At 69.4% G+C, this 21,792-nt stretch carries 18 protein-coding genes and 5 pseudogenes; 14 read left to right on the forward strand and 9 right to left on the reverse strand.

All coding sequences use genetic code 11. The features are described 5' to 3' along the window. Positions 1-626: 626 nt before the first annotated feature. Positions 627-1,028 carry a hypothetical protein gene (locus tag ACIA6C_RS32275; RefSeq protein WP_399281246.1) on the reverse strand — a complete coding sequence of 134 codons (402 nt, stop codon included), beginning with the start codon at positions 1,026-1,028 and terminating at the stop codon, positions 627-629. 488 nt (positions 1,029-1,516) lie between these two features. Here ACIA6C_RS32275 and ACIA6C_RS32280 point away from each other — a divergent pair. Both ACIA6C_RS32280 and ACIA6C_RS32285 read left to right on the forward strand, forming a co-directional pair. Continuing rightward, positions 1,517-1,567: pseudogene (locus tag ACIA6C_RS32280) on the forward strand (hypothetical protein); the annotation flags it as partial. Beyond that, positions 1,566-1,892 carry a hypothetical protein gene (locus ACIA6C_RS32285; protein WP_399281247.1) on the forward strand — a complete coding sequence of 109 codons (327 nt, stop codon included), beginning with the start codon at positions 1,566-1,568 and terminating at the stop codon, positions 1,890-1,892. The pseudogene ACIA6C_RS32280 and the gene ACIA6C_RS32285, both read left to right, overlap by 2 nt. Before the next feature lie 460 nt (positions 1,893-2,352). Here the strand turns inward: ACIA6C_RS32285 and ACIA6C_RS32290 are convergent, their stop codons facing one another. After that, positions 2,353-2,832: a MarR family winged helix-turn-helix transcriptional regulator gene (locus tag ACIA6C_RS32290; protein WP_399281248.1), complete on the reverse strand. Its 480-nt coding sequence runs from the start codon at positions 2,830-2,832 to the stop codon at positions 2,353-2,355. 155 nt (positions 2,833-2,987) lie between these two features. On the opposite strand from ACIA6C_RS32290, the gene ACIA6C_RS32295 reads away from it, so the two are divergent. Beyond that, positions 2,988-4,400 carry an MFS transporter gene (locus ACIA6C_RS32295; RefSeq protein WP_399281250.1) on the forward strand — a complete coding sequence of 471 codons (1,413 nt, stop codon included), beginning with the start codon at positions 2,988-2,990 and terminating at the stop codon, positions 4,398-4,400. Between the two features lie 171 nt (positions 4,401-4,571). On the opposite strand, the gene ACIA6C_RS32300 is transcribed toward ACIA6C_RS32295, so the two are convergent. Then, complete coding sequence (locus ACIA6C_RS32300) at positions 4,572-5,129, reverse strand: hypothetical protein (RefSeq protein ID WP_399281251.1); 558 nt, start codon at positions 5,127-5,129, stop codon at positions 4,572-4,574. Between the two features lie 98 nt (positions 5,130-5,227). On the opposite strand from ACIA6C_RS32300, the gene ACIA6C_RS32305 reads away from it, so the two are divergent. From ACIA6C_RS32305 to ACIA6C_RS32335, 7 genes and pseudogenes are all read left to right on the forward strand, one after another. Then, a complete protein-coding gene (locus ACIA6C_RS32305) occupies positions 5,228-5,740 on the forward strand; it encodes a PadR family transcriptional regulator (protein WP_399281252.1) in 513 nt (170 codons plus the stop codon). A gap of 101 nt (positions 5,741-5,841) precedes the next feature. Further along, a pseudogene (locus ACIA6C_RS32310) lies at positions 5,842-6,553 on the forward strand (helicase associated domain-containing protein); the annotation flags it as partial. A 509-nt stretch (positions 6,554-7,062) separates the two neighbouring features. Next, positions 7,063-7,539: a cupin domain-containing protein gene (locus ACIA6C_RS32315; protein ID WP_399281253.1), complete on the forward strand. Its 477-nt coding sequence runs from the start codon at positions 7,063-7,065 to the stop codon at positions 7,537-7,539. 458 nt (positions 7,540-7,997) lie between these two features. Further along, positions 7,998-8,633: a VOC family protein gene (locus ACIA6C_RS32320; protein ID WP_399281254.1), complete on the forward strand. Its 636-nt coding sequence runs from the start codon at positions 7,998-8,000 to the stop codon at positions 8,631-8,633. An 86-nt stretch (positions 8,634-8,719) separates the two neighbouring features. Continuing rightward, positions 8,720-8,874, forward strand: a pseudogene (locus ACIA6C_RS32325) (transposase); the annotation flags it as partial. A 159-nt stretch (positions 8,875-9,033) separates the two neighbouring features. Continuing rightward, a complete protein-coding gene (locus ACIA6C_RS32330; RefSeq protein WP_399281255.1) occupies positions 9,034-9,807 on the forward strand; it encodes a glycosyltransferase family 2 protein in 774 nt (257 codons plus the stop codon). 486 nt (positions 9,808-10,293) lie between these two features. Beyond that, positions 10,294-10,617, forward strand: a complete 324-nt coding sequence (locus tag ACIA6C_RS32335) for a DUF427 domain-containing protein (protein WP_399281256.1) — start codon at positions 10,294-10,296, stop codon at positions 10,615-10,617. A gap of 221 nt (positions 10,618-10,838) precedes the next feature. On the opposite strand, the gene ACIA6C_RS32340 is transcribed toward ACIA6C_RS32335, so the two are convergent. Further along, positions 10,839-11,645 carry an ATP-dependent DNA ligase gene (locus ACIA6C_RS32340; RefSeq protein WP_399281257.1) on the reverse strand — a complete coding sequence of 269 codons (807 nt, stop codon included), beginning with the start codon at positions 11,643-11,645 and terminating at the stop codon, positions 10,839-10,841. 528 nt (positions 11,646-12,173) lie between these two features. Here ACIA6C_RS32340 and ACIA6C_RS32345 point away from each other — a divergent pair. After that, on the forward strand, positions 12,174-12,494 hold the full coding sequence (locus ACIA6C_RS32345) for a hypothetical protein (RefSeq protein ID WP_399281258.1): 321 nt from the start codon (positions 12,174-12,176) through the stop codon (positions 12,492-12,494). A gap of 37 nt (positions 12,495-12,531) precedes the next feature. Here the strand turns inward: ACIA6C_RS32345 and ACIA6C_RS32350 are convergent, their stop codons facing one another. The 5 genes and pseudogenes from ACIA6C_RS32350 to ACIA6C_RS32370 all read right to left on the reverse strand — a co-directional run bounded on the left by ACIA6C_RS32350 (position 12,532) and on the right by ACIA6C_RS32370 (position 17,937). After that, positions 12,532-12,915 (reverse strand): hypothetical protein, encoded by a 384-nt coding sequence (locus ACIA6C_RS32350; RefSeq protein WP_399281302.1) that lies wholly within the window; start codon positions 12,913-12,915, stop codon positions 12,532-12,534. Between the two features lie 1,041 nt (positions 12,916-13,956). Next, positions 13,957-14,043: pseudogene (locus ACIA6C_RS32355) on the reverse strand (IS630 family transposase); the annotation flags it as partial. A gap of 191 nt (positions 14,044-14,234) precedes the next feature. Beyond that, positions 14,235-15,341 (reverse strand): CAP domain-containing protein, encoded by a 1,107-nt coding sequence (locus tag ACIA6C_RS32360; RefSeq protein ID WP_399281259.1) that lies wholly within the window; start codon positions 15,339-15,341, stop codon positions 14,235-14,237. A 424-nt stretch (positions 15,342-15,765) separates the two neighbouring features. Beyond that, positions 15,766-15,894 (reverse strand): annotated as a pseudogene (locus ACIA6C_RS32365) (IS5/IS1182 family transposase); the annotation flags it as partial. Between the two features lie 381 nt (positions 15,895-16,275). Further along, positions 16,276-17,937 carry an FAD-dependent monooxygenase gene (locus ACIA6C_RS32370; RefSeq protein WP_399281260.1) on the reverse strand — a complete coding sequence of 554 codons (1,662 nt, stop codon included), beginning with the start codon at positions 17,935-17,937 and terminating at the stop codon, positions 16,276-16,278. Positions 17,938-18,886: 949 nt separating this feature from the next. Between ACIA6C_RS32370 and ACIA6C_RS32375 the strand changes: the two genes are divergently transcribed. The 3 genes from ACIA6C_RS32375 (at position 18,887) to ACIA6C_RS32385 (ending at position 21,791) form a co-directional block, all read left to right on the forward strand. Beyond that, positions 18,887-20,332 (forward strand): FAD-dependent monooxygenase, encoded by a 1,446-nt coding sequence (locus ACIA6C_RS32375; RefSeq protein WP_399281261.1) that lies wholly within the window; start codon positions 18,887-18,889, stop codon positions 20,330-20,332. A 169-nt stretch (positions 20,333-20,501) separates the two neighbouring features. Then, on the forward strand, positions 20,502-21,200 hold the full coding sequence (locus tag ACIA6C_RS32380; protein ID WP_361138066.1) for a hypothetical protein: 699 nt from the start codon (positions 20,502-20,504) through the stop codon (positions 21,198-21,200). A 30-nt stretch (positions 21,201-21,230) separates the two neighbouring features. Beyond that, a complete protein-coding gene (locus ACIA6C_RS32385) occupies positions 21,231-21,791 on the forward strand; it encodes a toxin-antitoxin system, toxin component (RefSeq protein WP_361138068.1) in 561 nt (186 codons plus the stop codon). Position 21,792: the final 1 nt, after the last annotated feature.

Below are 21,792 nucleotides of genomic sequence, written 5' to 3' on the forward strand. Positions count from 1 at the left end.
CCCGCGGAGCGGGTACCTGAGCGCTGCGCGCTCAGGAGAGACCGGCCTCGCTACGCTCGGCCAAGGCGCCTTCGGCGCTTTGCCCCTCCGCTTCGCTTCGGGGCAGTGAACCGCCTCGCTGCGCTCGACGGGGCTCGGCTTCGCCGAGCCAGAGCAGGCCCTTCGGGCCGGTGTCCTGCGCTTCGCTCCGGACTAGTTCGGGGTTCCGCTTCGCTCCACCCCGAACGGCCTGCTTCGCAGGCCTGGGTGACCCCGTTTCACGGGGCACGACCACCCGGGCCTCCGGCCCGTTGGGCAGGTCCGCTCCGCTCCCCCACCCCGGGGCCCTTCCGGCTTCGCCTCCAGAACCAGCCTGCTGCCGCCAGCAAAGGGAGCCCGGTGGTCGCCCACCATAAAGCGGACCCCGCTCCAACGGAGGAGCCAGACAGACACGACCACCGGTAAGACCTGGGCATGTCACCACCACAGGTCGCAGCAGCCTGTCATCCAGTCAGGCACGCGTCCAAAGAGATAAACCACGGCCACAACGCTACGCCTCCGGTGGAGGGCTCAGGCCCTCAGGGGAGCCGATCACGGGCCGAGCAAGCCCCGCCAGACTGTGCGTGCCTGGTCAGAGACTACCCGGTTCAGCCACCGCCAAGGAGCAGAACACAGACGCTCGTCGGCCGGCCAACGGCCGCCTTCTCGTCCTTCAGTAGCATCACAACATCCTGAAGGACATCAAGCGCGGTCTGAACGTCCCCGTGAGACTGGTTCACCCAGCACTCCCCACGCAAGACGATTGCCACACGCGTCTCCTCCAATTGATGCAGGCCCTCCCAAAGGGAATCGGAGAATCCGTCCCAGCTCCGCCCTGACGCCGGCGGATCCGTTGGCACCACACCGGTGAAGGCCTGGATGATCGCGGTCTTCTCCATCGCCTCACCGGTTTCCACCTCGAAAACCCGCACCCCGGAGTCAACCCATACGCTCAGCAACGGCCCCGCATCGGCTGCCCTCATGCCATAGATCCCTGCCACAAACTCCATACAACCCTCTCCCTCTGGTCGCCCACCATAAAGCGGACCCCGCTCCAAACGGAGGAAAGGAGCTGGCTGGGCTTGATCCAGCCCCTGGCCGCGGGACCGTCCCTATCGCCGCCGAGGCCTCGGCCAACTCCCCCCACCCGGAGCGGCCTGCTTCATTCTGAAGCAGGGATGAACTCTGGAACCAAGCCCATGATGCACTGGGTAGCATCCCGAACAACTCCCCACCACTGTCGCCGATCGGTGAAACTGTGCAGTACCCAACCAACCTGCGCCACCAGGTCCCATGCTCAAAAATCCGCAGGTCAGACAGCTGGCCGTACCCTGGAACTGCGTAGATCCAGTGAGCCAACACAGCCGCCAGCCCCGCAGTCAAACTGCACAACCCCAGGTCCCCAGCATGACGACTGTTCAGATTCACTGACCGGCGACATATCGAACTGCGCCCTCATCAGGTTGAGGCGGTCGACGCGATTACGGCAGGGCTCGATATCCCGCCGGGGAAACGTATTCCGGCGGCCGGGCTGCGTGGAACGATCGTTGCTGCGTGCGGTACCTGGAAAACGTTCATCGCCGCAGCTGCGGCGCACCGGATGGTTCCGCACGGCCCTGCTGCCCACCCTCGACCTCCTGGCACAGACGATCGCCGAGTGGAAGGCGTTGGGGCATTCCGGTCCGGTTGCTGCGGTGTGCTCTTTGGAGGATGACCCGCGCATGTACAGCCTGGGTGCGCGGACAACCACCAGCGCACCTCGGCTGGCCCTGTGGCACGGCAGGGGCTCCGTCACCGTGTACGCGACGTACGCCTCCCTTCCGGTGCTGATCGAGGCTCACGAAGGCACATACGGCCTCCCGATGGACGCGTAGGACCTGATCGTGGTCGACGAGGCGCACCGTACGAGCGGGTTGCTGGGCAAGGCGTGGGCCGTGGTTCACGACCCGTCGGCCAGGCGGACCGCGCGGGCGGTGGGGCGGTCCGACACACCCAACGCCCCCGCAGCCAGTCGCGCATGCTCCGTGGACAAGCGTCTGTTCTCCCGGAGCTCCAACAGCCGGCCCACCGCCGCAGCACGATCCATTCGCCGGATCCTGACCGCTACCAGGGCCAAGCCTCACGGCCGGGGCCCGGACATGGATAGGCACCGTTTCCGTGACAGTGGAGACCGAGGTGGTGTACCCGCATGACAGCGAAAACCACCCCGAACGCCGCTTCCACGTCAGTGCCGGATGGACCCCCTAGTCATGCGACCGGCACGAACGCACCCGACTGATGGGCCGTCACTGGCTATCGCCCGCTGACACAGGCCGGCACATCGCACGTTAGGGGTCATTGGCGGGCGCGGCGGGTGGGGTGGGGGGTTTCCGCCGGGGTTTCCAGGGGGCCTTCGGCCAGGGTGGTCAGGATGCGCAGCAGGGTTTCGCGATCGGCGGGGGCGAGGGAGGACAGGGCCTCGGTGTGGACCTCGTCGACGATCCGCCGGCTGGTGGCGGCGAGGGCGGCACCTCGTTCGGTGACCGCGATGATGCGTGCCCGCCGGTCCTTGGCGGAGGGCCGCCGCTCGGCCAGGCCCGCCTTCTCCAGGGCGTCGACCGTGACGACCATCGTCGTCTTGTCCATGTCGCCGATCTCGGCCAGTTGGATCTGGGTCCGCTCTTCCTCCAGCGCGTGCACGAGGACGCAGTGCATGCGGGCGGTGAGGCCGATCTCGCCCAGGGCCGCGGCCATGCGGGTGCGCAGGGCGTGGCTGGTGTGGTCCAGGAGAAAGGAGAGGTCGGGCTGGTCGGGGGCGGGTGCCATCGCGGTCATACGACGAGTCTAGCAATTCGATCCGTTGAATATCGTCTGCAACAAAACTATCTGCTACGGTCTTTGTGTTGCTGACGATTCGTGTCGCTGGGGAGGCACCTGTGAACCGTGTTGCTGTTGCTGCGGAAGTTCCCGCACCTGTGGGGCCGCCGCCCGTGGGGCGGGGGGTACGGTCGCGGTGGACCGCGCTCGGCGTGCTCGCCACCGGAATGTTGATGACCGTCCTCGACGGCAGCATCGTCACCGTGGCAATGCCCGCCATGCAGAACGACCTCGGCTTCACGCCCGCCGGGCTGAGCTGGGTCGTCAACGCATACCTGATCACCTTCGGCAGTCTGCTGCTGCTCGCCGGACGCCTCGGCGACCTGATCGGCCGCAAGCGGATGTTCCTGGCCGGGACGGCGGTGTTCACGGCCGCGTCGGTACTGGCCGGGCTCGCCGGCTCCCCCGCTCAGCTCATAGCCGCCCGGTTCCTCCAGGGCGTCGGAAGCGCGATGGCCTCCGCGGTCGGGCTCGGGATCCTGATCACCCTGTTCACCGAGGCCCGCGAGCGGGCCAAGGCCATCGCCGTCTTCTCCTTCACCGGCGCGGCCGGCGCCTCGCTGGGCCAGGTGCTCGGAGGGATCCTCACCGACGGCCTCGACTGGCACTGGATCTTCTTCATCAACCTGCCCATCGGGCTCGCCGCCGTGCTGCTCGCCGTGCCCACACTCCCCGCCGACCGGGGGCTGGGGGTGCGTGCCGGTGCCGACGTACTCGGGGCGCTGCTGGTCACCGCAGGGCTGATGCTCGGCATCTACGCGGTGGTCGGGGTGGCCGAACACGGGTGGGCGTCCGCGCACACCCTCGGCCTCGGGGGCGTTGCCATGGCCCTGCTCGTCCTGTTCGTCCTGCGCCAAAGCCGGGGGCGCAACCCGCTGGTCCCGATGCGGATCCTGCGCTCGCGGACCGTGGTCGGGGCCAATCTGGTCCAGATGCTGATGGTGGCCGCGTTGTTCTCCTTCCAGGTCCTGGTGGCGCTCTACCTGCAGAAGGTGCTCGGGTACGGGGCCGCCGCGACCGGCCTGGCGATGCTTCCGGCGGCCGTGGTGATCGGGGTGGTCTCCCTCGGCGCGTCGGCCCGGCTCGGTGCCCGGTTCGGCGAACAGCGCATGCTCGTGGCCGGTCTGGCCCTGCTCGTCCTCGCCCTCGGCCTGCTGACTCGGCTGCCGGTCCACGCCCGGTACGCCACCGACCTGCTGCCGGTGATGCTCCTCGCCGCGGGGTTCGGGCTCGCAACGCCGGCACTCACCGCGCTCGCGATGTCAGGGGCCGGGAAGCAGGACGCGGGGCTCGCCTCGGGGGTGTTCAACACCACCCAGCAGCTCGGGATGGCGCTCGGCGTGGCCGTCCTGTCCACCCTGGCCGCCACCCGGACCCGGAGCCTGGCCGCTGCCGGCAGCGGCCAGGCCGAAGCCCTCACCGGCGGCTACCACTTGGCCTTCGCGACGGGTACGGGGCTGCTGCTCGGCGCGATCGCCCTCACCGGACTCCTGCTGCGGCAGCCGCGCGGGCCGCGTAGCGCCTGACGGCGCGGGTCGAAAGGGCGCGGGACGGTACGACACCTCGCCATGCGGGGTCCAGGGGCCGCCTGGGCTGCCCTTGCTCGTTCGTCGCCGTCCGCGTCCTGATGGTCCTCGGCCCTGTCGGGAGAGCGCCGCCCGGAGGTCGCGGATCGGCCGGGGGTGGTGGTGCGGTGCTCAGTGGGCGGTGGCCGTCCGCGCCTTCAGCGAGGCGACGTAGCGGGAGGTGAAGAGCATCGGCAGGACGAAACCGGCGGCCTGTACGGCCGTGGCCGCCGTCGAGTGGCCCTGACCGGCGTGGGCGAGGAGCGCGAGGGCTCCCGCGGTGAGGGCGAAGGCGGCCGTCCAGACGCCGGTGATGACCGTGTTGGCCCGGACGAAGGGGCGCAGCCCCCAGACCTCGCGCGGGGTGGTGCGCTTGGCGATGCCCAGGGTGAAGGGCCGGCGGATCAGCAGCGAGACCGCGGCGACCAGGGCCAGGACGCCCGAGGAGAGGGCCGCGGAGTAGCCGTGCGCGCCCGAGTCCGGATCGGCGAAGGCGAGGGCCGCCAGGAGCGCGAAGAAGACCGCCGAGCCCGTCTCGATGATCAGCGCGTCGAACCCGGCCCCCTCGCGGCGCTGCTGGACGATGACCGCCACCGCTGCCACCAGGGCGACGAGCGCGCCCCACTGCCACTGGGCGGACGGGACGACCGCGAAGACGATCCACGGCAGGAAGGTGCGTACGTACGACATCGAAGGCCCCCGGGCTGCTGCTGACATTCCTGTTTTGACATGTCGAAAGTAGAGGTTCCAGGAGTGACATGTCAAGCTTGGAAGGTAAGGTGAGGGGTATGAGCCTTCGACACGCCCTCCTCGGACTCCTCTCCGAACGCCCGGCCAGCGGCTACGACTTGCTCAAGCGCTTCGAGACCTCACTGGCCAACGTCTGGCCCGCCACGCAGAGCCAGATGTACGGCGAGCTGGCCAAGCTCGCCGCCGCCGGCCTGATCAGCGTCTCGGCGCAGGGCCCGCGCGGCCGCAAGGAGTACACCCTCACCGACGACGGCCTGGCCGAACTGCGCCACTGGCTGACGCAGACCAGGCCGCAGCGCAACACCCGAAGCGACATCCTGCTGCGGGTCTTCTTCCTCGGCGTCCTGCCCACCGAGCAGGCGAGCGCGTACCTCACCGGCCTGATGGAACTTTCCGACCAGGAGTACGAGGACCTGCGCACCCTGGAGCAGTCGATCGACTGGGGCGAGGACCAACTGTCCGTGCACGGCCGGATCGCCCTGGAGTACGGCCTCCGTTTCAACGCGATGCGCCGCGAGTGGGCCCGCTGGGCGGCCGCACAACTCGGCTAGCCGACACCCTCCCACCCCGCCTTCCCGCGCCGCTCCCTACCGAGGCTCGCCGCGTTGGCGCAGTGCCCGATCTCATCCACAACCCGGGCCCCGTCCACCTCAAGGTGCTGTGGCAGTTCGCCAACGGCATCGACGCGAACAACCGGCGCGCACACCGTGCGTTCCTCGCGTCTGTGCGGGTCCTCAAGGAGGGTGTCGACATCACTCCGCGTTCGTATGACGAACGCCTGGTCGAGCAACTCGCCTCCCGCGCCCTCACCCACGACAAGCGCAAGATCCACCTGCGCCGCGATGAAGACGGGCGGATCTTCGGCGTCGGCGGCGCGGGTGGCAGTGAGGGTCAGGAGGGCGACACCGTCGCGGCCGCGGAGTCGGCGCTGCTGCACTTCTCCAGCCCCCGCGACCCGGCCACCATCGCCGCGTTCCTGCGCACCCGCGTCTACGGACCCGAGTCCCTGGTCTGGCTGGAGGGCTACCAGGCCCTCATCCGGTGGCGGCAGGAGAACGACATCACCGGCCTCTACGCCGTCCCGTAAGACGTCGAGGCCGGTCGGCGTCACCAAAGACTTCCCCCTCGGACGGTGGGGCCACCAGCAGCGCAAGGCCCTGCGCGCCGGGGAACTCGAGGAGCGGCGCAAGACCCTGCTGGACGCGCCAGAAACCGGGATGGTGTGGGAACCCGGCGAAGAAGCATGGACCCACCGCAGGCGGTTGTCACGTGCCATACACAAGGAGGTCTCCGGGCAACGCCTCGAAAGCGTTGGGGCGGCTTGGTGGCTCGCCGGCGAGAACGAACGCCAGTCCCTCCTCGGGCTCACCGAGGAGGGACCCGCCGTCGCCGTCTACGAGCCCGCCCCGTGACCGGGACCACTGGCTCCGTCTGCGGCTGTCGCCGCGGCTCGCAGACGGACCGGGCTCGCTCCGTCATGGGACGGCCGATCGGGTGACTTGAACCGCGGGCATCAGCTGTGCGGCGCCTGTGCAGCCCCAGCCTGTTGGCATGCACGATGCCATGATGCCTGCGGGCCTCATTGCGCAATCAAGGCCACCATCACCGAAGCCGTGAATTGCCTGGCGGAAGTGATGCGCTACACGGACTGGAGGTGCCGCGCCGGCACGTGGCGGGCAAGGCTGTCATCGACTGCACGAACCCGGTCGGCCACACGATCGGACGCACGGAGGAATGTGGCAAAGAGTCGCGGCCGCTTGTGCGGCAGCGGCTCACATGCTGGTGGCCAGGAGAGCCCAGGGCGCTGAGAACGCTGAGGTGGGCCGGCGCAAGAACGCGAACGCGTACCGCCTTCGTTGACCAGGAGAGAAACATGACCATCAAGGACATCGGGCCGGAACCTCAAAGCTTCGACCTCGAAAAGGCGACGCTCAAGAACACGAACTATCGCGCGGTCGCCTGGTCCGGGAAGTACCTCCAGTTGACCCTCATGTCGATCCCGGTGGGTGAGGACATCGGCTTGGAGGCCCACCCGGAAACTGACCAATTCCTACGACTGGACGCGGGCCGGGGCCGCGTCCAGATGGGCCGTACGAAGGATCGACTCGACTTCGACCAGGAGGTCGAGGACGGCTGGGCGATCTTCGTACCCGCCGGCACGTGGCACAACGTGACCAACATCGGTGACGAGACCCTGCAGCTCTACGCCGTATACGCACCGGTCCACCACGCCTCGGGCAAGATCCATGCGACATCCGCCGACGCTGAGCGCGACGAGGACTCGGACAACGACGAGCCGCCAAGCTGGTCGGTCCAGCCTGCCCGGCAGCCATCGGACAAACACGCCTGACCAGCGAAGGCGTATCGCGACAGTAGTTCCTGGCCCCGAGACGAGCCGGGACTACACGTCCACCGTGCAGCTCCCACACGTCCTCCGTCATGATCGCCCCCGGTACCCAACTCCGGTGTCCGCCCGCGACCGGCACGGCCGGGTGGTCGAGGCCGGGCGCCGCCGGGCGCCGCCGGAGCCCTGGCCCCCAGTCCTGACGGGGGTCAGGGGGCCGGTGACCAGGGCAGGGACCAGGACAGCCAGAAGGATTGATGGGTGCGATCGAGGTGGCACGTCCTGGTGGCCACCGAGGCTGGCGACGTCACCTGGGACATGGTCATACCGAACTGAACCGGCGCAGTGTGCCGATGGTCAGGTTCAATCCCGCCGACCTCCACGGCTCGATCCACGGCGGAAGTGGCCCGGGGCGGCGGGCGTGGCGTCGGGATTTGTGCGGGTTGTCGGGTGATGCTGGCGCAGTGCGACTTGATCACGTGTCCTATGCGGTGGCCCGCGACAGCTTCGTCTCGACTGTCCAGTGGATCGGATCAGCCCTCGGCGCCGGATTCGTCGACGGGGGCGTGCACCCGCGGTTCGGCACCCGCAATTTCATTCTCCCGCTGAGCGGCGGCACCTACGTCGAGGTCGTCACCACACTCGAGCACCCCGCCGCCGACCGCGCACCCTTCGGCCAGGCGGTCGCGCGCCGCGCCGCCGAGGGCGGCGGCTGGCTCGGTTGGGTGGTCTCCGTGGACGACATCGCTCCAGTCGAGGCACGCCTTGGCCGCACCTCGGCCGAGGGCCACCGAGTCCGCCCTGACGGGTTCGACCTGAGGTGGAAGCAGATCGGCCTGCTCGAACTGCTGGAGGACCCGCAACTCCCCTATTTCCTTCAGTGGCTGGTTCCCAGCGAGGAACGCCCGAGCGCCGACCCCCGCACCTCGACCACCATCCACGGGCTCTCCATCGCCGGCGACGCCGCCTCCATCGCCGAATTCCTCGGCGAACCGGCCGACCACCCCCTCGACCAGATCGACGTCACCTGGGTCGAGGACGAGGAGCCGGGTTTGGTCTCGGTTGAGTTCGCCACCGCCCACGGCCCGGTCACCATCTGACCAGTGCCCGACTGCCCCCGGGAGCGGCGGGCTGGGGTCTCCCGGCTTACGCGTGCCTCTTCGATGCGCTGGTCCGTTGATCGGATATCTCTGTCAGCGAAGTGACCGCCGATGCGGTGTGGGACCGGAACGAGCCGCTGATGCCGGCGGATCCGGTCCGCGGGCGGCGATGGGCCGACCACCACCGCTCTCTTGAAGCGATCGCTTGGAGATACCGCACACCAGCTCGCCCTGGCGAGACTGAGACGCTCCTGGCTGCGTCGGGGCCGTCCGTCCGCGACGCGCACGGCCAGGCGGAGCCCTACGTAGCCCTGACCAGACAAGGATCTGCGTGGCAGCTCCTACCAGGTTGCGCTGCTTGAATGGGGGGTCGTTCCTGGTCTGGGCAAGGAGAAGTGCTGTGCCTCTGGTGTCTGTCGTGATGCCCGTGTACAACTCGGCGGCGACCCTCAGTGCGGCCGTCCGATCGGTCCTCACCCAGACCCACAGCGACCTGGAGCTGCTGGTCACCGACGACCAGTCCTGCGACGGTTCGATGGACCTGCTCCTCGATTTCGCCCGGCAGGACGAGCGCGTCCTGCCGGAGCGGGCACCTGAACAGGGCGGTGCCGGCCGGGCCCGCAATCTCGCGATCGAGCGGGCTCGCGGGGACTACATTGCCTTTCTCGACAGTGATGACATGTGGCTGCCGGAGAAGACCGGGAAGCAGCTCGCCTTCGCCGCGGAAGGCGATGTGCCTTTGACGTTCACTTCGTATTTCAAGATGGACGCCGACTACCAGGGCGAAAGCACCGGCTGGGTCCCGAACGGGCGCGTGGTTGGTGCGCGGGAGCACGTGGACTACCGCGCAATGCTGGTCCAGGACCACATCGGTGCTCTCACGGCGATGTACGACCGCAAGGTCCTGGGCACGCGGCTGATGCCGGAGATGCGCAAGCGCCAGGACTACGCCCTCTGGCTGTCGATCATGCGGGAGGGCGCTGACGCCCGGGGCCTGGCTGAGCCTCTTGCGGTGTACAGGGCTCATCAGGCGGGATCGCTGTCCTCCAACAAGCTCTCGCTCGTGCAGTACAACTGGGCTCTGTACCGCGAGCACGAGCATCTGTCGGTCCCGCGGGCGACGCGGGCACTGGCCGGCGCGGTGTGGCAGTCGGTGCGCAACTCGCGCATCTAGGCCTACCTTCCCGACGCGTCCCGCCCCGCCCCGCTGCGCCGCGTGAGCGGTGATGGTGGCGGCTTCGAACGGTTGGGCGCCGGTCGTCGGGGAGCAGCAGGCCGTCTCTCCTTCTACGAGGCCCTCGCCGCGCTTGGGGTGCAGGGCCCGGCCGGCGAAGCAGGTGACGATGGCCGAGCGGCTCCGCGCAGCCGCCGGGGGGCTGGATCATGTCTCCGAAGGCCCGGGGAGTCGCCAGGGCAGTGGGCGCGGCGCTCGCGGCGTATGGCTGTGCCTTCGTGGTCGGGCTGAACGCGGTAGCGAGCGGGTTTGCGTAGGGGTCCGCGGAGAATTGTGCGGCGTGTTCGTCACCCGGTCGAGGGGTCCGGGATCCGTCGGGCTGGCGAGATCCCGGGCGACCCCCCGGTCTGTCCCCCGTACGAATGTTCCGCGACGCCCGGCAGGGATCGCGGGAAGATATCCCCGGCCGGATGCGCTGAGGAGCGTATGACACGTGGACACGACATCACCATCGAAGAGGGCACCGAGCACGTTCGCGTCGTGAAGGACGGACAAGTCCTGGCCGAAAGCCGGCGCCCCCTGGTGCTGCGTGAGACGGGTTGCCCCCCGCGGTACTACCTGCCGCCCGAGGACGTACGCACCGACCTGCTGACCCCCTCCGACACCACTACCCACTGCCCGTTCAAGGGGGAGGCCGGCTACTGGTCCGTACCCGGGGCCACCGACCTCGTCTGGGCGTACGCGGACCCCAAGCCGGACGTCGCCGCGATCAAGGACCACCTCTGTTTCTACGACAGCGAGATCCTCTGATCCCGCCTACGGCGGCCTGCGGCTCCTCCCCCCGTGCCGGTACCGCGCCCGCCAGACGAGCCGGCGAGTAGGCCTGACTCCGGCACGGCGCGGACCCGACATGCACGCAGGTGCCGGCGCCCCAACTCGGTGACTTGCCGACCCGCTCACCACTCATCGGCCCCCACCCACCGGTAACCCACCGCTTCATCCACCAACCCCACCCCTCGCCCACCGGTAACTCACCACCCACCTGCATCATCAGATGCCGACAAGGCACCCCCGTGGTCGACGGACGCGTCGCCGCTGATCTCGGCGACCAGCTCGGGGCGGACCAGGGTCACGTCCAGGACGTCGCGGCTGCCGCACGTCGTAGCGAACTGCATGCCTGCCCAGGGGTGGTCCTCGTCGGTCTCGGTGATGCTTGTGGCGACGAGGCGGCCCGCTTCCGGGCGCAGGGGGGTCATGCGTCCGATAGGGCGTAGCCGGTCGTGGGTGTCGTGGCGGCCCAGGAGGAGGATGTGGGGGCGGGTGAGGGTACCAGTGATCGCCTCGGTGGTGTCCCGCCGCCTCAATTTGTACCAGCCTCTGTAGCCTGGCCGGTAGGGCTGGTTCATGGCTTTGACGACGATGCCTTCGAGGCCGGGGGCGTCGGTCCAGGATTCCAGCCACTTCTGCGCTGTGATCAGATCCGTGGTCATCGAGCACAACGTCCACGGAGCCTTGAGCCGGTGGGACGCGAAGAGAGCTTCCAGCCGCAGGCGGCGCTGGCGGCGCTGGCGATACAGATGGGGCAGCAGCTCGACACCGTCGTTGTCCTGGAGGACGTCGAAAGCGATGAAGAACGCCGGCAGGGACGCGGCAAGCTCGCACGCGGCGCGGCCGCGGGCGGCGGTGCGGCGTTGCAACCTCTCGAACGAGAGCCGGCCCGCGGCCGTCTCCCAGACAATCAGTTCACCGTCGAGGACCAGGCCGTCCGGCAGCTGCTTGACGGCGGCGACGAGGTCAGGGAAGCGGTCCTGAATCAGCGTCCCGCGCCGGGTCGGCACCAGCAGCCGGCCGGCGGCGCAGGTCGGAGTAAAAAGCAGCGCCCCGTAGCCGTCGAACTTCTACTCAAACGCCAGCTCGCCCAGCACGCCCAGGCCCGGCACCGACTCCACAGCCTGCGCCAGCATCGGCTCCACCGGCGGCCGCAACGTCACCCCGACGGCCCTCCTTCACACAGATCCCACAGCCGGCGCCAGGCCGCGACACCGCGAAACGGCCCGGCGGACCGGGGATGCCTCACGCGGGGCGGAGCTGCCCCTCCCGCAACTGCTCTCTGCACGCCTTACACAACGGATTCCCACCCACTCCGTACTATGGGTGGTGGTCTGGCATCGTCGGCACCGACCCGCCTGAGCACGCGACCAGCTCACGGGCACAGGGCGCGGGGCGGGGGTGCTCATGGAGCAGGGCCCCTCTCGGCGACGGCACTGTAGTGAACCGTTTCGCCGCACCTGTGACTGAGCGTCGTAGTTGGCTATTGAGCGTTTCAGTTGGCTTCTTGTGTGCTCGGCGCCGTGTAAGGCTGTGGCATGCCCTATCACCTGCGGTTCTTCTTCGAGAACGGTGTCGACACCCCTTTGTGGCCGGGCCCGTCGGGCACTCCCGACCTGGACAGCCCCTACGGGTATCCCTGTGCTCCGGAGAAGCTGCCCATCACTGCGGTCATCAGCGACGAGCTCACCAGGCTCGCCGACCTGTACCAGTCTTCACTCGACTGGGACCATCCGGCGGGCCCCTCCCCTTGGACCCGTGACCAGCAGGAATCGTTCCAGCATGAGGCCGATACTGCACTGGAGGCGTTGCGTCGCGAGCTGGGGGACGGCTGGACGGTTGAGGACCGAAGGGACTGACGGCCAACGACTTTGCCCGGCTGGCCAACTGTGACGCTCAGTCACACCACGCCCACAGACGGGTCACGCGGCCGCGTCGCGCAAGTATTCGAACACATATTTTACTGAGTGGATGGCGCCACTCCCGTTTCCCGACGACCTGATCCACCTCCAGCAGCGATGGACCCGCACCTACAACGTGCTCGCCCTCCGGCCGGAGCGGGGCGGGGCGCAGTTGGCCGCCGGACACCTGATGGCTTTTACGCTCTGCGAGGCGGGTGAGGTCGACGCGGCGCAGCGCGTCCTCGGATGCTTTCCACGCCAAGTCTTTCGGCATGCCCTTGAGCCATCCTGCGTAGGCGACCTGCTCGCGTACGGTCAGCCCGGGCATGGGGGTGATCTGCTGGGGGATCCACGCCACGCTTTTGCGGTAGGCGGCCAGGCGGCGGCCCTTTGCGGTGCCTCCGTTGCAGGTGACCGACCCGGAGGAGGGGGTGGGAGGCGGCGATGGCCATCAGGGTGGACTTGCCGGCTCCGTTCGGGCCGAGGAGGACCGTTGCCCGCGCATCCATCCGGACTGACCAGCCGACCTTGACGTGGTCGATGTTGAGGTGGTTCCACGGACTCAGCGACGCGTAGGTGCAGCCGTACCGGTCGGCATCGGAGCGGCATCCCGAGAAGTAGATGCCGGTGTGGTCCGAGCTGCTGTTGTTGTCCGTCCAGCAGCGAGACTCCGTCGGAGCCGTCCACCTGGGGATGTGGGACTCGAACTCGTCTTCAGCGCTCGCCGGCGTGATGCCGCCGATCCCGAGGAGCGCAGCACCTGCCATCACGCCAGCCGCGTTCCTGCGCCGAGTACTCAACGGTTTCCCCTTCCCTTGCTCGTTGCCCTAGGTGGGGGCATGACGGAGGGAGGAGACGCTGTGCGAGGCCCCCCGAGGCGAACCGAACGCTAACCACGGAACCCCCCATTCTGTGAAAAACTGTTCGAGAATGGCTAAAACGCACACCCTCCCCTGACCGCATAGGGCAGGCCGCATAGACAGACCACATCGCATTCCGCCCCGGCCGGCCGCAGCTTCGGCCGAGACCTAGCGCCTCCTGAAGCGCGTCGAGATCGCGCCCGGAGGTGCGCCGCTACATTGCCGCGATGGACGTGAACGAATACCCGGCTGGAGCGGGTCATCGCCGAAGATCCGCGCATGGCACTGGTCGTGGATACCTGCGAGCCGGCCACGGGGGAGGTGTTCTCTGTGACGTGCCGGGGGAGCGCCGAAACAGTGGCGCTTGAGCGGGCGCGGGCGGAGCGGAAGTTGGGTAAGTACCTCGGGCCGGTGGAGCTTTGGCCGGCACGTTTTTCGGAGCCGTTGGAAGATCCGGCTACGAAGATGGTGCGGTTCGTGCCCGACCATCCTCCTAGGCTGCAGGATCGGTCTTGCTAGGTTCAGATGCCGTTTTCAAGGCTCACGAGTGCGCGGCCGCCTCAGCGGATGCCCTTGTCGCTGCGGATGCGGGCGCGTTCGCGGCGTTGGGCTGCGAGGACGTCGGGGTGGCGGGCGTTGTTGAAGCGTACGTGGCGTAGACGGTGACTTTGTCATCGGGCCCCGGCGGCCGCCCACGTCTTCCCGGGATCCGGAGCCGCCCGAGCTGTGGCTGCAGTGCGCCGGGCGGCCGCGGAGGCAGGGGCCGGCCGGGGCGACGCGCGCCCCGGTCACCAAGGCGACGTCGGGGCGCGGCCGGTGGTCTGGCTTCCGCGGCGAATCACTGCTGGCAGCGTCCGAAGTCCACGACGTAGGTGCCGGTGTTGGCCGACGATGCGCCGGCCGGGTCTGCCGCTCCGGGCAGGGCCGCCGCGCCGATGTCGCGCAGGGACGGCTTGAGGATGATGGCGCGGTGGCCGGGGCTGTTCATCCACCAGTTGACGGCGGCCTGCGGGGTTCCCGATCCGGCCCAGCCGGTGTAGGTGATCTCACTGAACTCCCACGACCGGGGGTTCGGGCAGTATGCGGCCGCCTGGATGCGGCTCTGCGGTGTCGAGCCGGTCTGGGGGTTGCTGTGGGAGTCCTTGCCCGGCCCCCACCACTTCAGCTGTACGGATGCGGCGGCATGCTGCTGGGCCGCGTTGGTCAGCGGCTGGTTGACGGTGAGGGCGGGCAGCCCGCGCTGGGTGCGTTGCGCGTTGATCAGGCAGATCACGGCAGCCCTCGCCTGGGCTTCTGTGCCGGCGGTCGGCGCCCGGTTGACAGCGGCCGGGTCACAGCCCGGGGCCGGTGCCGCAGCCGGGGCGACGGCCCGCTGCCCGTTTATATTGCCTGCCGCGACGTACCGGCACACCAGAATCCAGCCCGTACTGCCCGCCACGGGCACGCCTTCTTTCACGCCGCAACCGACTGCCGTGGTCGCTGACGCGGGGGACATCCATATCATCTGGGAGTAATGGCCCCACGCATGGTAATTGGCGCCCGCGGATGCGCTGCTGTTGATCGGGGCATTGTTGTCGGCGTCGAATTTTGGTTTCTCCGCCGTCCAGCTGAAACTCACTGAGGGGTCCAGTGCCATCAGCGGCCGCGCCGGGCCGGGGAAGGCATTGAAGAGGTTCTCACCCTCGTTGCCGTTGGTGTCACGGCTGCTGTGGTGCAGTCCGCCGCCCTGGCTGGATGCAGGGTCATCGGCCCAGGCCTGCGCGTCACAGGCGAGCTTGGGGTTCCATGCGACGGAAACCACGGAGGAGCCGGGGCTGTACTTCTGGACGGCTGCCCGGCGCGCGTCGTTGTGCATACGGACGATCTCGGCAGCGTCGGCGGCGGATATCCGTGAGCCCGTTCCGGGCGGGGCGTTGGGCGAGGGACAGGTGGGAGATTTCTCCACGGAGGAAGGGGCCGAAGCGGCGCGTGCTTGGTGGGAGGCTGCCGATACCGGGCCCATCATGGCAAGGCCGCACACGAGCGCGGCTGCGGTTGCGAAAGGCATTGGTTTCATGGAACGCCCCTTATACGGGTAAGGGTTTCCCATGCGGGCGAAAATGCCGGGGTACCGTATTCCGCACGCCCGGATCGACCGCACGTGGATGAAGTCGGCGGGGAGATCTCCGTACGCCGAACGATGAGATCATCCTCACCCATTCGGCGCAGATCCACCCGCCAGGCGATCGGCCGATTACGCCACTCGGGTGAATGTGACGACTCGGGTTGCGATTCAGCGTTCGCGCCCGACCCCCTGATACTCTGATGGGTCAGATCCAGGCCGCCCAGACCGGCACGACGCAGCCCACGGCACGGAACAGAAGCCGACGACGGCGAGGGATGCCGTGTGGGCGGAGCCAGCGGCGGAGGCGGTCGCAGTCGTAGCCCGTGTCTGCGTGGAGCTTGCCCGGCCGCCGTCTGCGAGGCGCTCTTCAGGACCGGATCGGCGGGATGCGCCGCGCGTCGTGAGCGGTGGGCTCTTCGGTACTGAACCCGCCCGCACCCGGGTCGGCCGGGCGCCACTCGTAGCAGGGTCGAGGATTCCGGCCCTCTTGAGCGCGTCGCCCTCGCCACCGATCCGAAGCCTTTGCCGGGTCCGTTGGCATGTTCTCCGCCCTGGCTGCGGCTGACAGCGAGGGGGGGGCTCGGCGACCGGCCTGGGTTCACGGCTCGCCGGCGCGGTGGCCCTGGACGCGTTCGACGTCGTCCTGCGTCTGTGGAGTGACAGCGCCGGGGCGGAGGACCTGGCTGCGCTGACCGAGCGGCCGGGCGGGGACCGGGCAAGCGGCGTCGGTGACGGGGCAGGGTCCTCGGTGGTGCTCCGCCCGCGGCGGCTCGCGTCAGGCGAAGGTGCGGCGCAGGTGGTCCGTCAGGCGTTCGGGTACGGCCGGGTGGAAGCGTCCGGAGACGTAGCCGTCGGGGCGGATCAGGAGGGCTTCGCCGTCGCGCGGCGCGTACGCGTCGCGGAACTCGCCCTCCGTGTCGCGCACGCGCGGCAGGTGCAGGGTGACCGGGCCGATGTCCTGCGGTACCTCGGCTGCGGTGATCAGGTAGGTGTCGAGCAGGCCGTGGGCGGCGCGGTGCGCCTCGGCGGCGCAGGCTTCGAGCCGTGCGGCGCTTTCGCCCGTGGAGTGCTCCGGTCCCGCGAACAGCAGCAGCACGTGCCGCGGGGTGCGCAGCAGGTCGAACAGCCGCCGCGGGTAGGTGGCGGCTTCACTCACCAGGCCGCGGCAGTCCGGTGCCCGGTCGCCGCCGGCGGGACCGGCCGCGGGCGTGCCGTCCGCCTCCTTCGGCTGGATCAACGGGCTGTCCGGGTAGGCGACCAGCAGTTGGGCCTGGCGTCGCAGCGTCGTCTCGGCGTCGTCCCCCTTGTTGCCGAGACCGGAGCGGGCATGACCTTCGGAGCGGGCATGACGGACGGTGCGGTCGACCACCTCCTTCGCGATCGGGTGGCGTTCGGCGTGATAGCTCTCCAGCACGTCGTCGGTGGCCAGGCCGCGGACGGCCAGGGCCAGCTTCCAGGCAAGGTTGTAGGCGTCCTGCACGCCGGTGTTCAGACCCTGACCGCCGATCGGCGGGTTGATGTGCGCGGCGTCCCCGGCGACGAAGAGGCGGCCGTTGCGGTAGCGGTTCACCAGGCGGTGGCTGACGCGGAAGGCGGACGACCAGCGCAGCGTGGAGGCGGTTGTCGGCTCCGGTGCCAGGCGGTCGAGCACGGCCTGGATCTGGCGGAGGTCCGGTCCGTGGCCGTCCCCCATCCCGTCCGGCGCGCCGGGGCCGTCTTCGGCTCCGGCGTGGTCGCCCGGGCGCAGCATCGACAGCCAGTACCGCCGTACGCCCGGCATCGGAATGCAGATGAGCATGTCGGACATCGAGCCGTTCGCGTCCATGTTCACGGACCGCATGCTGTAGCCGACCGGCAGTTCCCAGTCGAGCTCGACGTCGCCGATCATGTACTGCTCGGGGAAGGCGTCGCCTTCGAAGGTCAGCCCGGCCGCCTTGCGGACCACGCTGTGCGCGCCGTCGCAGCCCACGACGTAGCGGGCCGTCAGGCGCTCGGTCCGGCCGTCGGCGTGTGCGAGGACGGCTTCGACCTCGTCGGCGTGCGCCTCCACCGAGCGGAGCTCGGTCGGCCGCTCCACCTGCGTGCCGAAGCGCGCGAGATGTTCCACGAGCAGCCGCTCGGTCGCGTACTGGGGCAGTGTGGCGAAGGGGTAGGGGACCTCGGGCGGCAGAGTCAGCTCGACCTGGGGGCTCGGCTTGCCGTCGATGAAGACCAGTTGGCCCCGGTGCGGCACCGCGGCCTCCAGCGCCCCGCGGGCCAGGCCCATGTCGTCCCACACCTCCAGCGTGCGGGGCTGGATGCCGATGGCCTTGGCATAGGGTTGCGGGCCGGCCAGCCGATCGACGATGCGGCAGTCCACTCCGTGGCGCCGCAGTTCGGCTGCGGCCGTCAGGCCCACCGGGCCCGCGCCCACCACGAGTACGTCGATATCGGCCATGGTCAGCATCCCTCGTCATCCGGCTTGTTCCGCGAGCACGTGTGCTTCCACAGGTTGCACCGGTTTGTGGGGTTATGGCTCACCCGCCGCGCGGTAGCCGCTGAACAGCTGGTCAGGAGGGCTTGACGGGGCTCTGGTTCACTGATTCGGCCGTTGCCGGGTTGGCGTAGTGCCGGGGCCCGCGGACGGGTGCGGCTTGTCTTGCCGCTCCTGATCAGGGCCGCGATCGTTTAGCGCACGGGTGTGGGGTAGGCGGGGCGCATGTTCAGGCATCGGCGTGTGCGTACGGCAGTGGTACTTGTGGTCAGTTGGATGGCCCTGACGGGAGTCGAGCGTTGGGGTGAGCACGCTTCGTGGCGGATGGCTCTGCTCAGCGGGTTGGTGTGGGGGGCCGTGATCACCGGCGCCTGGTGGTTCGCCGAATGGACGCAGATGGGCCACTTGAGGGCGACGCGGTCCGCAGGCGGCGCGGGTGCCGGGAATCGCACGACGGGTGGGGCGGGCAGGGCCGGTAGCGACCGGGCATCCGCGGGACGGCACCTGGAGACCTGACGCGGGAATCCGTGAGACGACGTCGAAACCACGGCGCTTTCGGCGCCGGCTGACCGGCCGGCGCGCCAGGAAACAGCCATGCGGTAGTGCGGGCCGCGACCTGACGGGGTCGCGGCCCGCACGCGTGCCGGCCCGATCCTGTTCCTCCTGGCGGGGAACGCCGCTTGGCGTGCGCACGCCGATGCGGCCGGGGCCGCGGCTCTGGCGGGCGGCGTCGTGGTCTGGGAAAGTGCCCGGTCAGGATCGGTACGTGGCAGAGCGCGGACCGCGCTTATGGTCTTGGTCTCGCCGAACAGTCCCCAAGGCCTCGTCCGGACGTCGCTCGTGTCGGACGGCTCACCGCCGTCCGCCCGTGCCGGTAGTCCGCCCAGTCCGCCGTTGTAGAAAGCAGCACTCGATGACAGCGCTCCCTTCGTGCTCCGCCCGCGTGGTCGTCCTCGGTGGCGGTCTGGCCGGCACGCTCGCGGCCGCGGCCCTCGCGCCCCACGTGGGCGAAGTGCTCGTCCTGGAACACGACACGGTGCTTCCCGAGGCACCCGCGCCGCGGCCGAGGCTGCCTCAGGCCGCCCACGCCCACATACTGTGGGCCGGCGGGGCCGACGCCATGGAGGAACTGCTTCCGGGGGTCACGGACGAGTGGCTCGCCGCCGGCGCCCACCGGATTCCGATCCCCAACGGCATGGTGTCCTTCTCGCCGGCGGGCTGGTACCGCCGCTCGTGGCCCGACACCCACTACCTGATCGGGGCCAGCCGGAACCTCATCGACTGGGCCGTGCGCAGGCGCGTCCTGGAACTTGCGAACGTGCGGGTGCGGACCGGCGCGAAGGTCTGCGGTCTGGAAGGGGACGCGGCCCGGGTGCGGGGCGTGGTCGTCCGGGACCCGCAGGGGGAGCATGAGGTGCTCGCGGCGGACCTCGTCGTGGATGCGACGGGGCGCGGTTCCAGGAGCATCCAGTGGCTGCGGGAGATCGGCGGGCCCGAGGTGCGGGAGACCGTCGTCGACGCGGGGGTCCGCTACGCGAGCCGCAGGTACCGGGCGCCGGAGGGGGCCGAGACCGACTGGCCGGTGATCCACATCCCCGCCGATCCGCGCCAGGACCGGCCCGGGCTCTTCGCCACGATCATCTCCATCGAGAACGGCCAGTGGCACGTCAGTCTCTCGGGTACCCGCGGGGGCGAGCCCTCGGCCGGTGAGGACCTGTTCGAGGAGTTCGCCCGTCGCGTCCGCCATCCGCTGGTGGCCGAGCTGCTTTCGCGGGCCGAGCCGGTGAGCGAGGTTTCCGCGTTCACCCGTACCGCGAACAGGAGGCGCCATTTCGAGCAGGCGGCCCTGCCCGAGGGTTTCATCGTCCTGGGGGACGCGGCCACCAGCCTCAACCCCGTCTACGGGCACGGCATGTCCGCGGCGGCTCGCGGCGCGGTCGCCCTGCGGGAGCTGACGCGGCGTACGCCGGTGCTCGCGCCGCACTTCGCGTCGAAGGCCCAGCGCGCGATCGCCCGGCCGGCCGCGGCGGCCTGGATGCTGGCGGTCGGGCAGGACCGGTTCTTTCCCGGCGCCGTGGGCAGGAAGCCGTCGCTGGCGGACCGTCTGGGAGCCCGGTACATCCACCGCCTCAACCAGACGGCCATCGGCAACGCCCTGGTCGTCAGGAGACTCACCGACGTCATGACGATGCGCAGACCGGCCCACGTCCTGGGGCTCCCCGATGTCCTCCTGGCCGCCGCGCTGGGGGCTCGTATGCCGCTGCTCGACGGGCCCCAGCTGAGGCCGAGGGAACAGGAGGTACTGGACCGGCCGCCGCTGCGGGCGGCCGGGGCGGCCGCTGCCGAACCGGGTACGTAGGCGGGCCCGGGGCTCCGCGGCTTGGGGCCGTCGCTGCCCGACGCCCGATGCCCGGGAAACGATCGTTTCGTTGCCTCGGCTACCGTTTCCGTGGTCTAGTGATCGGCAGGTCAGAGGCCCGCTCCGGCCCATGTCCTTGTCCTCCCTTCGTGTCCTGATTGGAGGGTCAATGAGCGACGGTTACCAGGACCTCGCCACGACCATCGACACCCTTCTGCGCAGAACGGGACTCGACCGGGAGAGCCTGTTCGACCTGAGGAGACTGTCCTTCCACACCTCGCTGCCGGAGGCCGACATCCGCAGGCTCCTGGACGGCGAGGAGCTGGAGGCCGCGGAGGTCGACCACCGGGAAGTGGCGCGGCGCATCCAGTTCCTGATGGACACGCGGTTGTGCCGGGAAGAAGGACCCGGGGGCGTCGTCCGGGAGCGCCCGTACACGGCGCCGGAGATCGCCGCCGGGATCGGCATGACCCCGCAGTGGCTCAACACCCTGCTCAGCCAGCGCAAGCAGAGCTCGCCGAACCTCAAGCACGCCGGGCGGATCGCGCGGTTCTTCGACGTGCCGGTCAACTTCTTCACCGACGAGCCGGCGGAGGCGCTGAACCGGGTCCTGCAGAGCGAGGTCCTCCCGCAGCTGGGCGCCCTCGTCGGCAACCCCCGCCTGGCCGTCAGGAACCGCTACGCCCTGGAGATCCAGCACCGGCTGGGCGACGTGGTACTGGAACCACCCGTGGAGCGGGCGTTGATGCTCTTCGTCGACGGGATCGCGCGGGAGGAGAGCCCCGGCGGCCGAGCTTCCCACAGCGGAGGGACCCGCTCCTGCGCAGAGGACGCGGCGCGGGTTTCCGCGGGCGCGAACCACTCCTAGGCCACAACCGCAAAAATGGGGACGTACCACATGGGCAAGAGAAAGATGATCAGGCTGCGGAACGAGATTCTCGCGAACCTCGGCCGCCCGATCCCGTCGGATCCCGACGAACTCTTCGAGTCACTCAGGCAATTCCTGGAGCGACGCTACAACGAGGACCGCGGGAACGGGACGTACCGTCCGGTGCAGCTTCTCTTCCGTGAATTCCCCGAGGACACCGCCAGCGGCCTGACGCTCACCTTCGACGACCGGATGGTCATCGTCGTCGAGCGCCACACGACCACGCTCCACCAGCTGGTGATCCTCGCGCACGAGATGTGGCACGCCCTGATGGGGGAGTGTCTGACGCACGGCGCACAGCCCGACGCGGTCTCCGCGGCCGCCCGGTCCCTCGGAGGCGAGCTGGGACACGCCGACATCCTCGCCCTCGCCGCGCGCACCCACTTCAACACCCGGGAGGAGAACGACGCCGAGGCATTCGGTCTGCTCCTGGGGAGCAGCTGCCGGGAGATCCTCGAACCGGGCGCCGCCGCCCTCCCCAACACCGGACTGGCCGGGCGCATCCAGTCCAGCATGGGCCGGGGCTTCTGAA

The sequence above is a fragment of the Streptomyces sp. NPDC051578 genome (assembly GCF_044454045.1).
In the GTDB taxonomy this organism is placed as follows: domain Bacteria; phylum Actinomycetota; class Actinomycetes; order Streptomycetales; family Streptomycetaceae; genus Streptomyces.

What these genes read in the sequence shown, in the direction of transcription:
- ACIA6C_RS32305 (WP_399281252.1), top strand. Translation starts at nt 5,228, where the DNA reads ATGAGCCTTCGACACGCCCTCCTCGGACTCCTCTCCGAACGCCCGGCC.
- ACIA6C_RS32315 (WP_399281253.1), top strand. Translation starts at nt 7,063, where the DNA reads ATGACCATCAAGGACATCGGGCCGGAACCTCAAAGCTTCGACCTCGAA.
- ACIA6C_RS32275 (WP_399281246.1), bottom strand. Translation starts at nt 1,028, where the DNA reads ATGGAGTTTGTGGCAGGGATCTATGGCATGAGGGCAGCCGATGCGGGG.
- ACIA6C_RS32335 (WP_399281256.1), top strand. Translation starts at nt 10,294, where the DNA reads ATGACACGTGGACACGACATCACCATCGAAGAGGGCACCGAGCACGTT.
- ACIA6C_RS32375 (WP_399281261.1), top strand. Translation starts at nt 18,887, where the DNA reads ATGACAGCGCTCCCTTCGTGCTCCGCCCGCGTGGTCGTCCTCGGTGGC.
- ACIA6C_RS32300 (WP_399281251.1), bottom strand. Translation starts at nt 5,129, where the DNA reads ATGTCGTACGTACGCACCTTCCTGCCGTGGATCGTCTTCGCGGTCGTC.
- ACIA6C_RS32370 (WP_399281260.1), bottom strand. Translation starts at nt 17,937, where the DNA reads ATGGCCGATATCGACGTACTCGTGGTGGGCGCGGGCCCGGTGGGCCTG.
- ACIA6C_RS32385 (WP_361138068.1), top strand. Translation starts at nt 21,231, where the DNA reads ATGGGCAAGAGAAAGATGATCAGGCTGCGGAACGAGATTCTCGCGAAC.
- ACIA6C_RS32345 (WP_399281258.1), top strand. Translation starts at nt 12,174, where the DNA reads ATGCCCTATCACCTGCGGTTCTTCTTCGAGAACGGTGTCGACACCCCT.
- ACIA6C_RS32290 (WP_399281248.1), bottom strand. Translation starts at nt 2,832, where the DNA reads ATGACCGCGATGGCACCCGCCCCCGACCAGCCCGACCTCTCCTTTCTC.
- ACIA6C_RS32380 (WP_361138066.1), top strand. Translation starts at nt 20,502, where the DNA reads ATGAGCGACGGTTACCAGGACCTCGCCACGACCATCGACACCCTTCTG.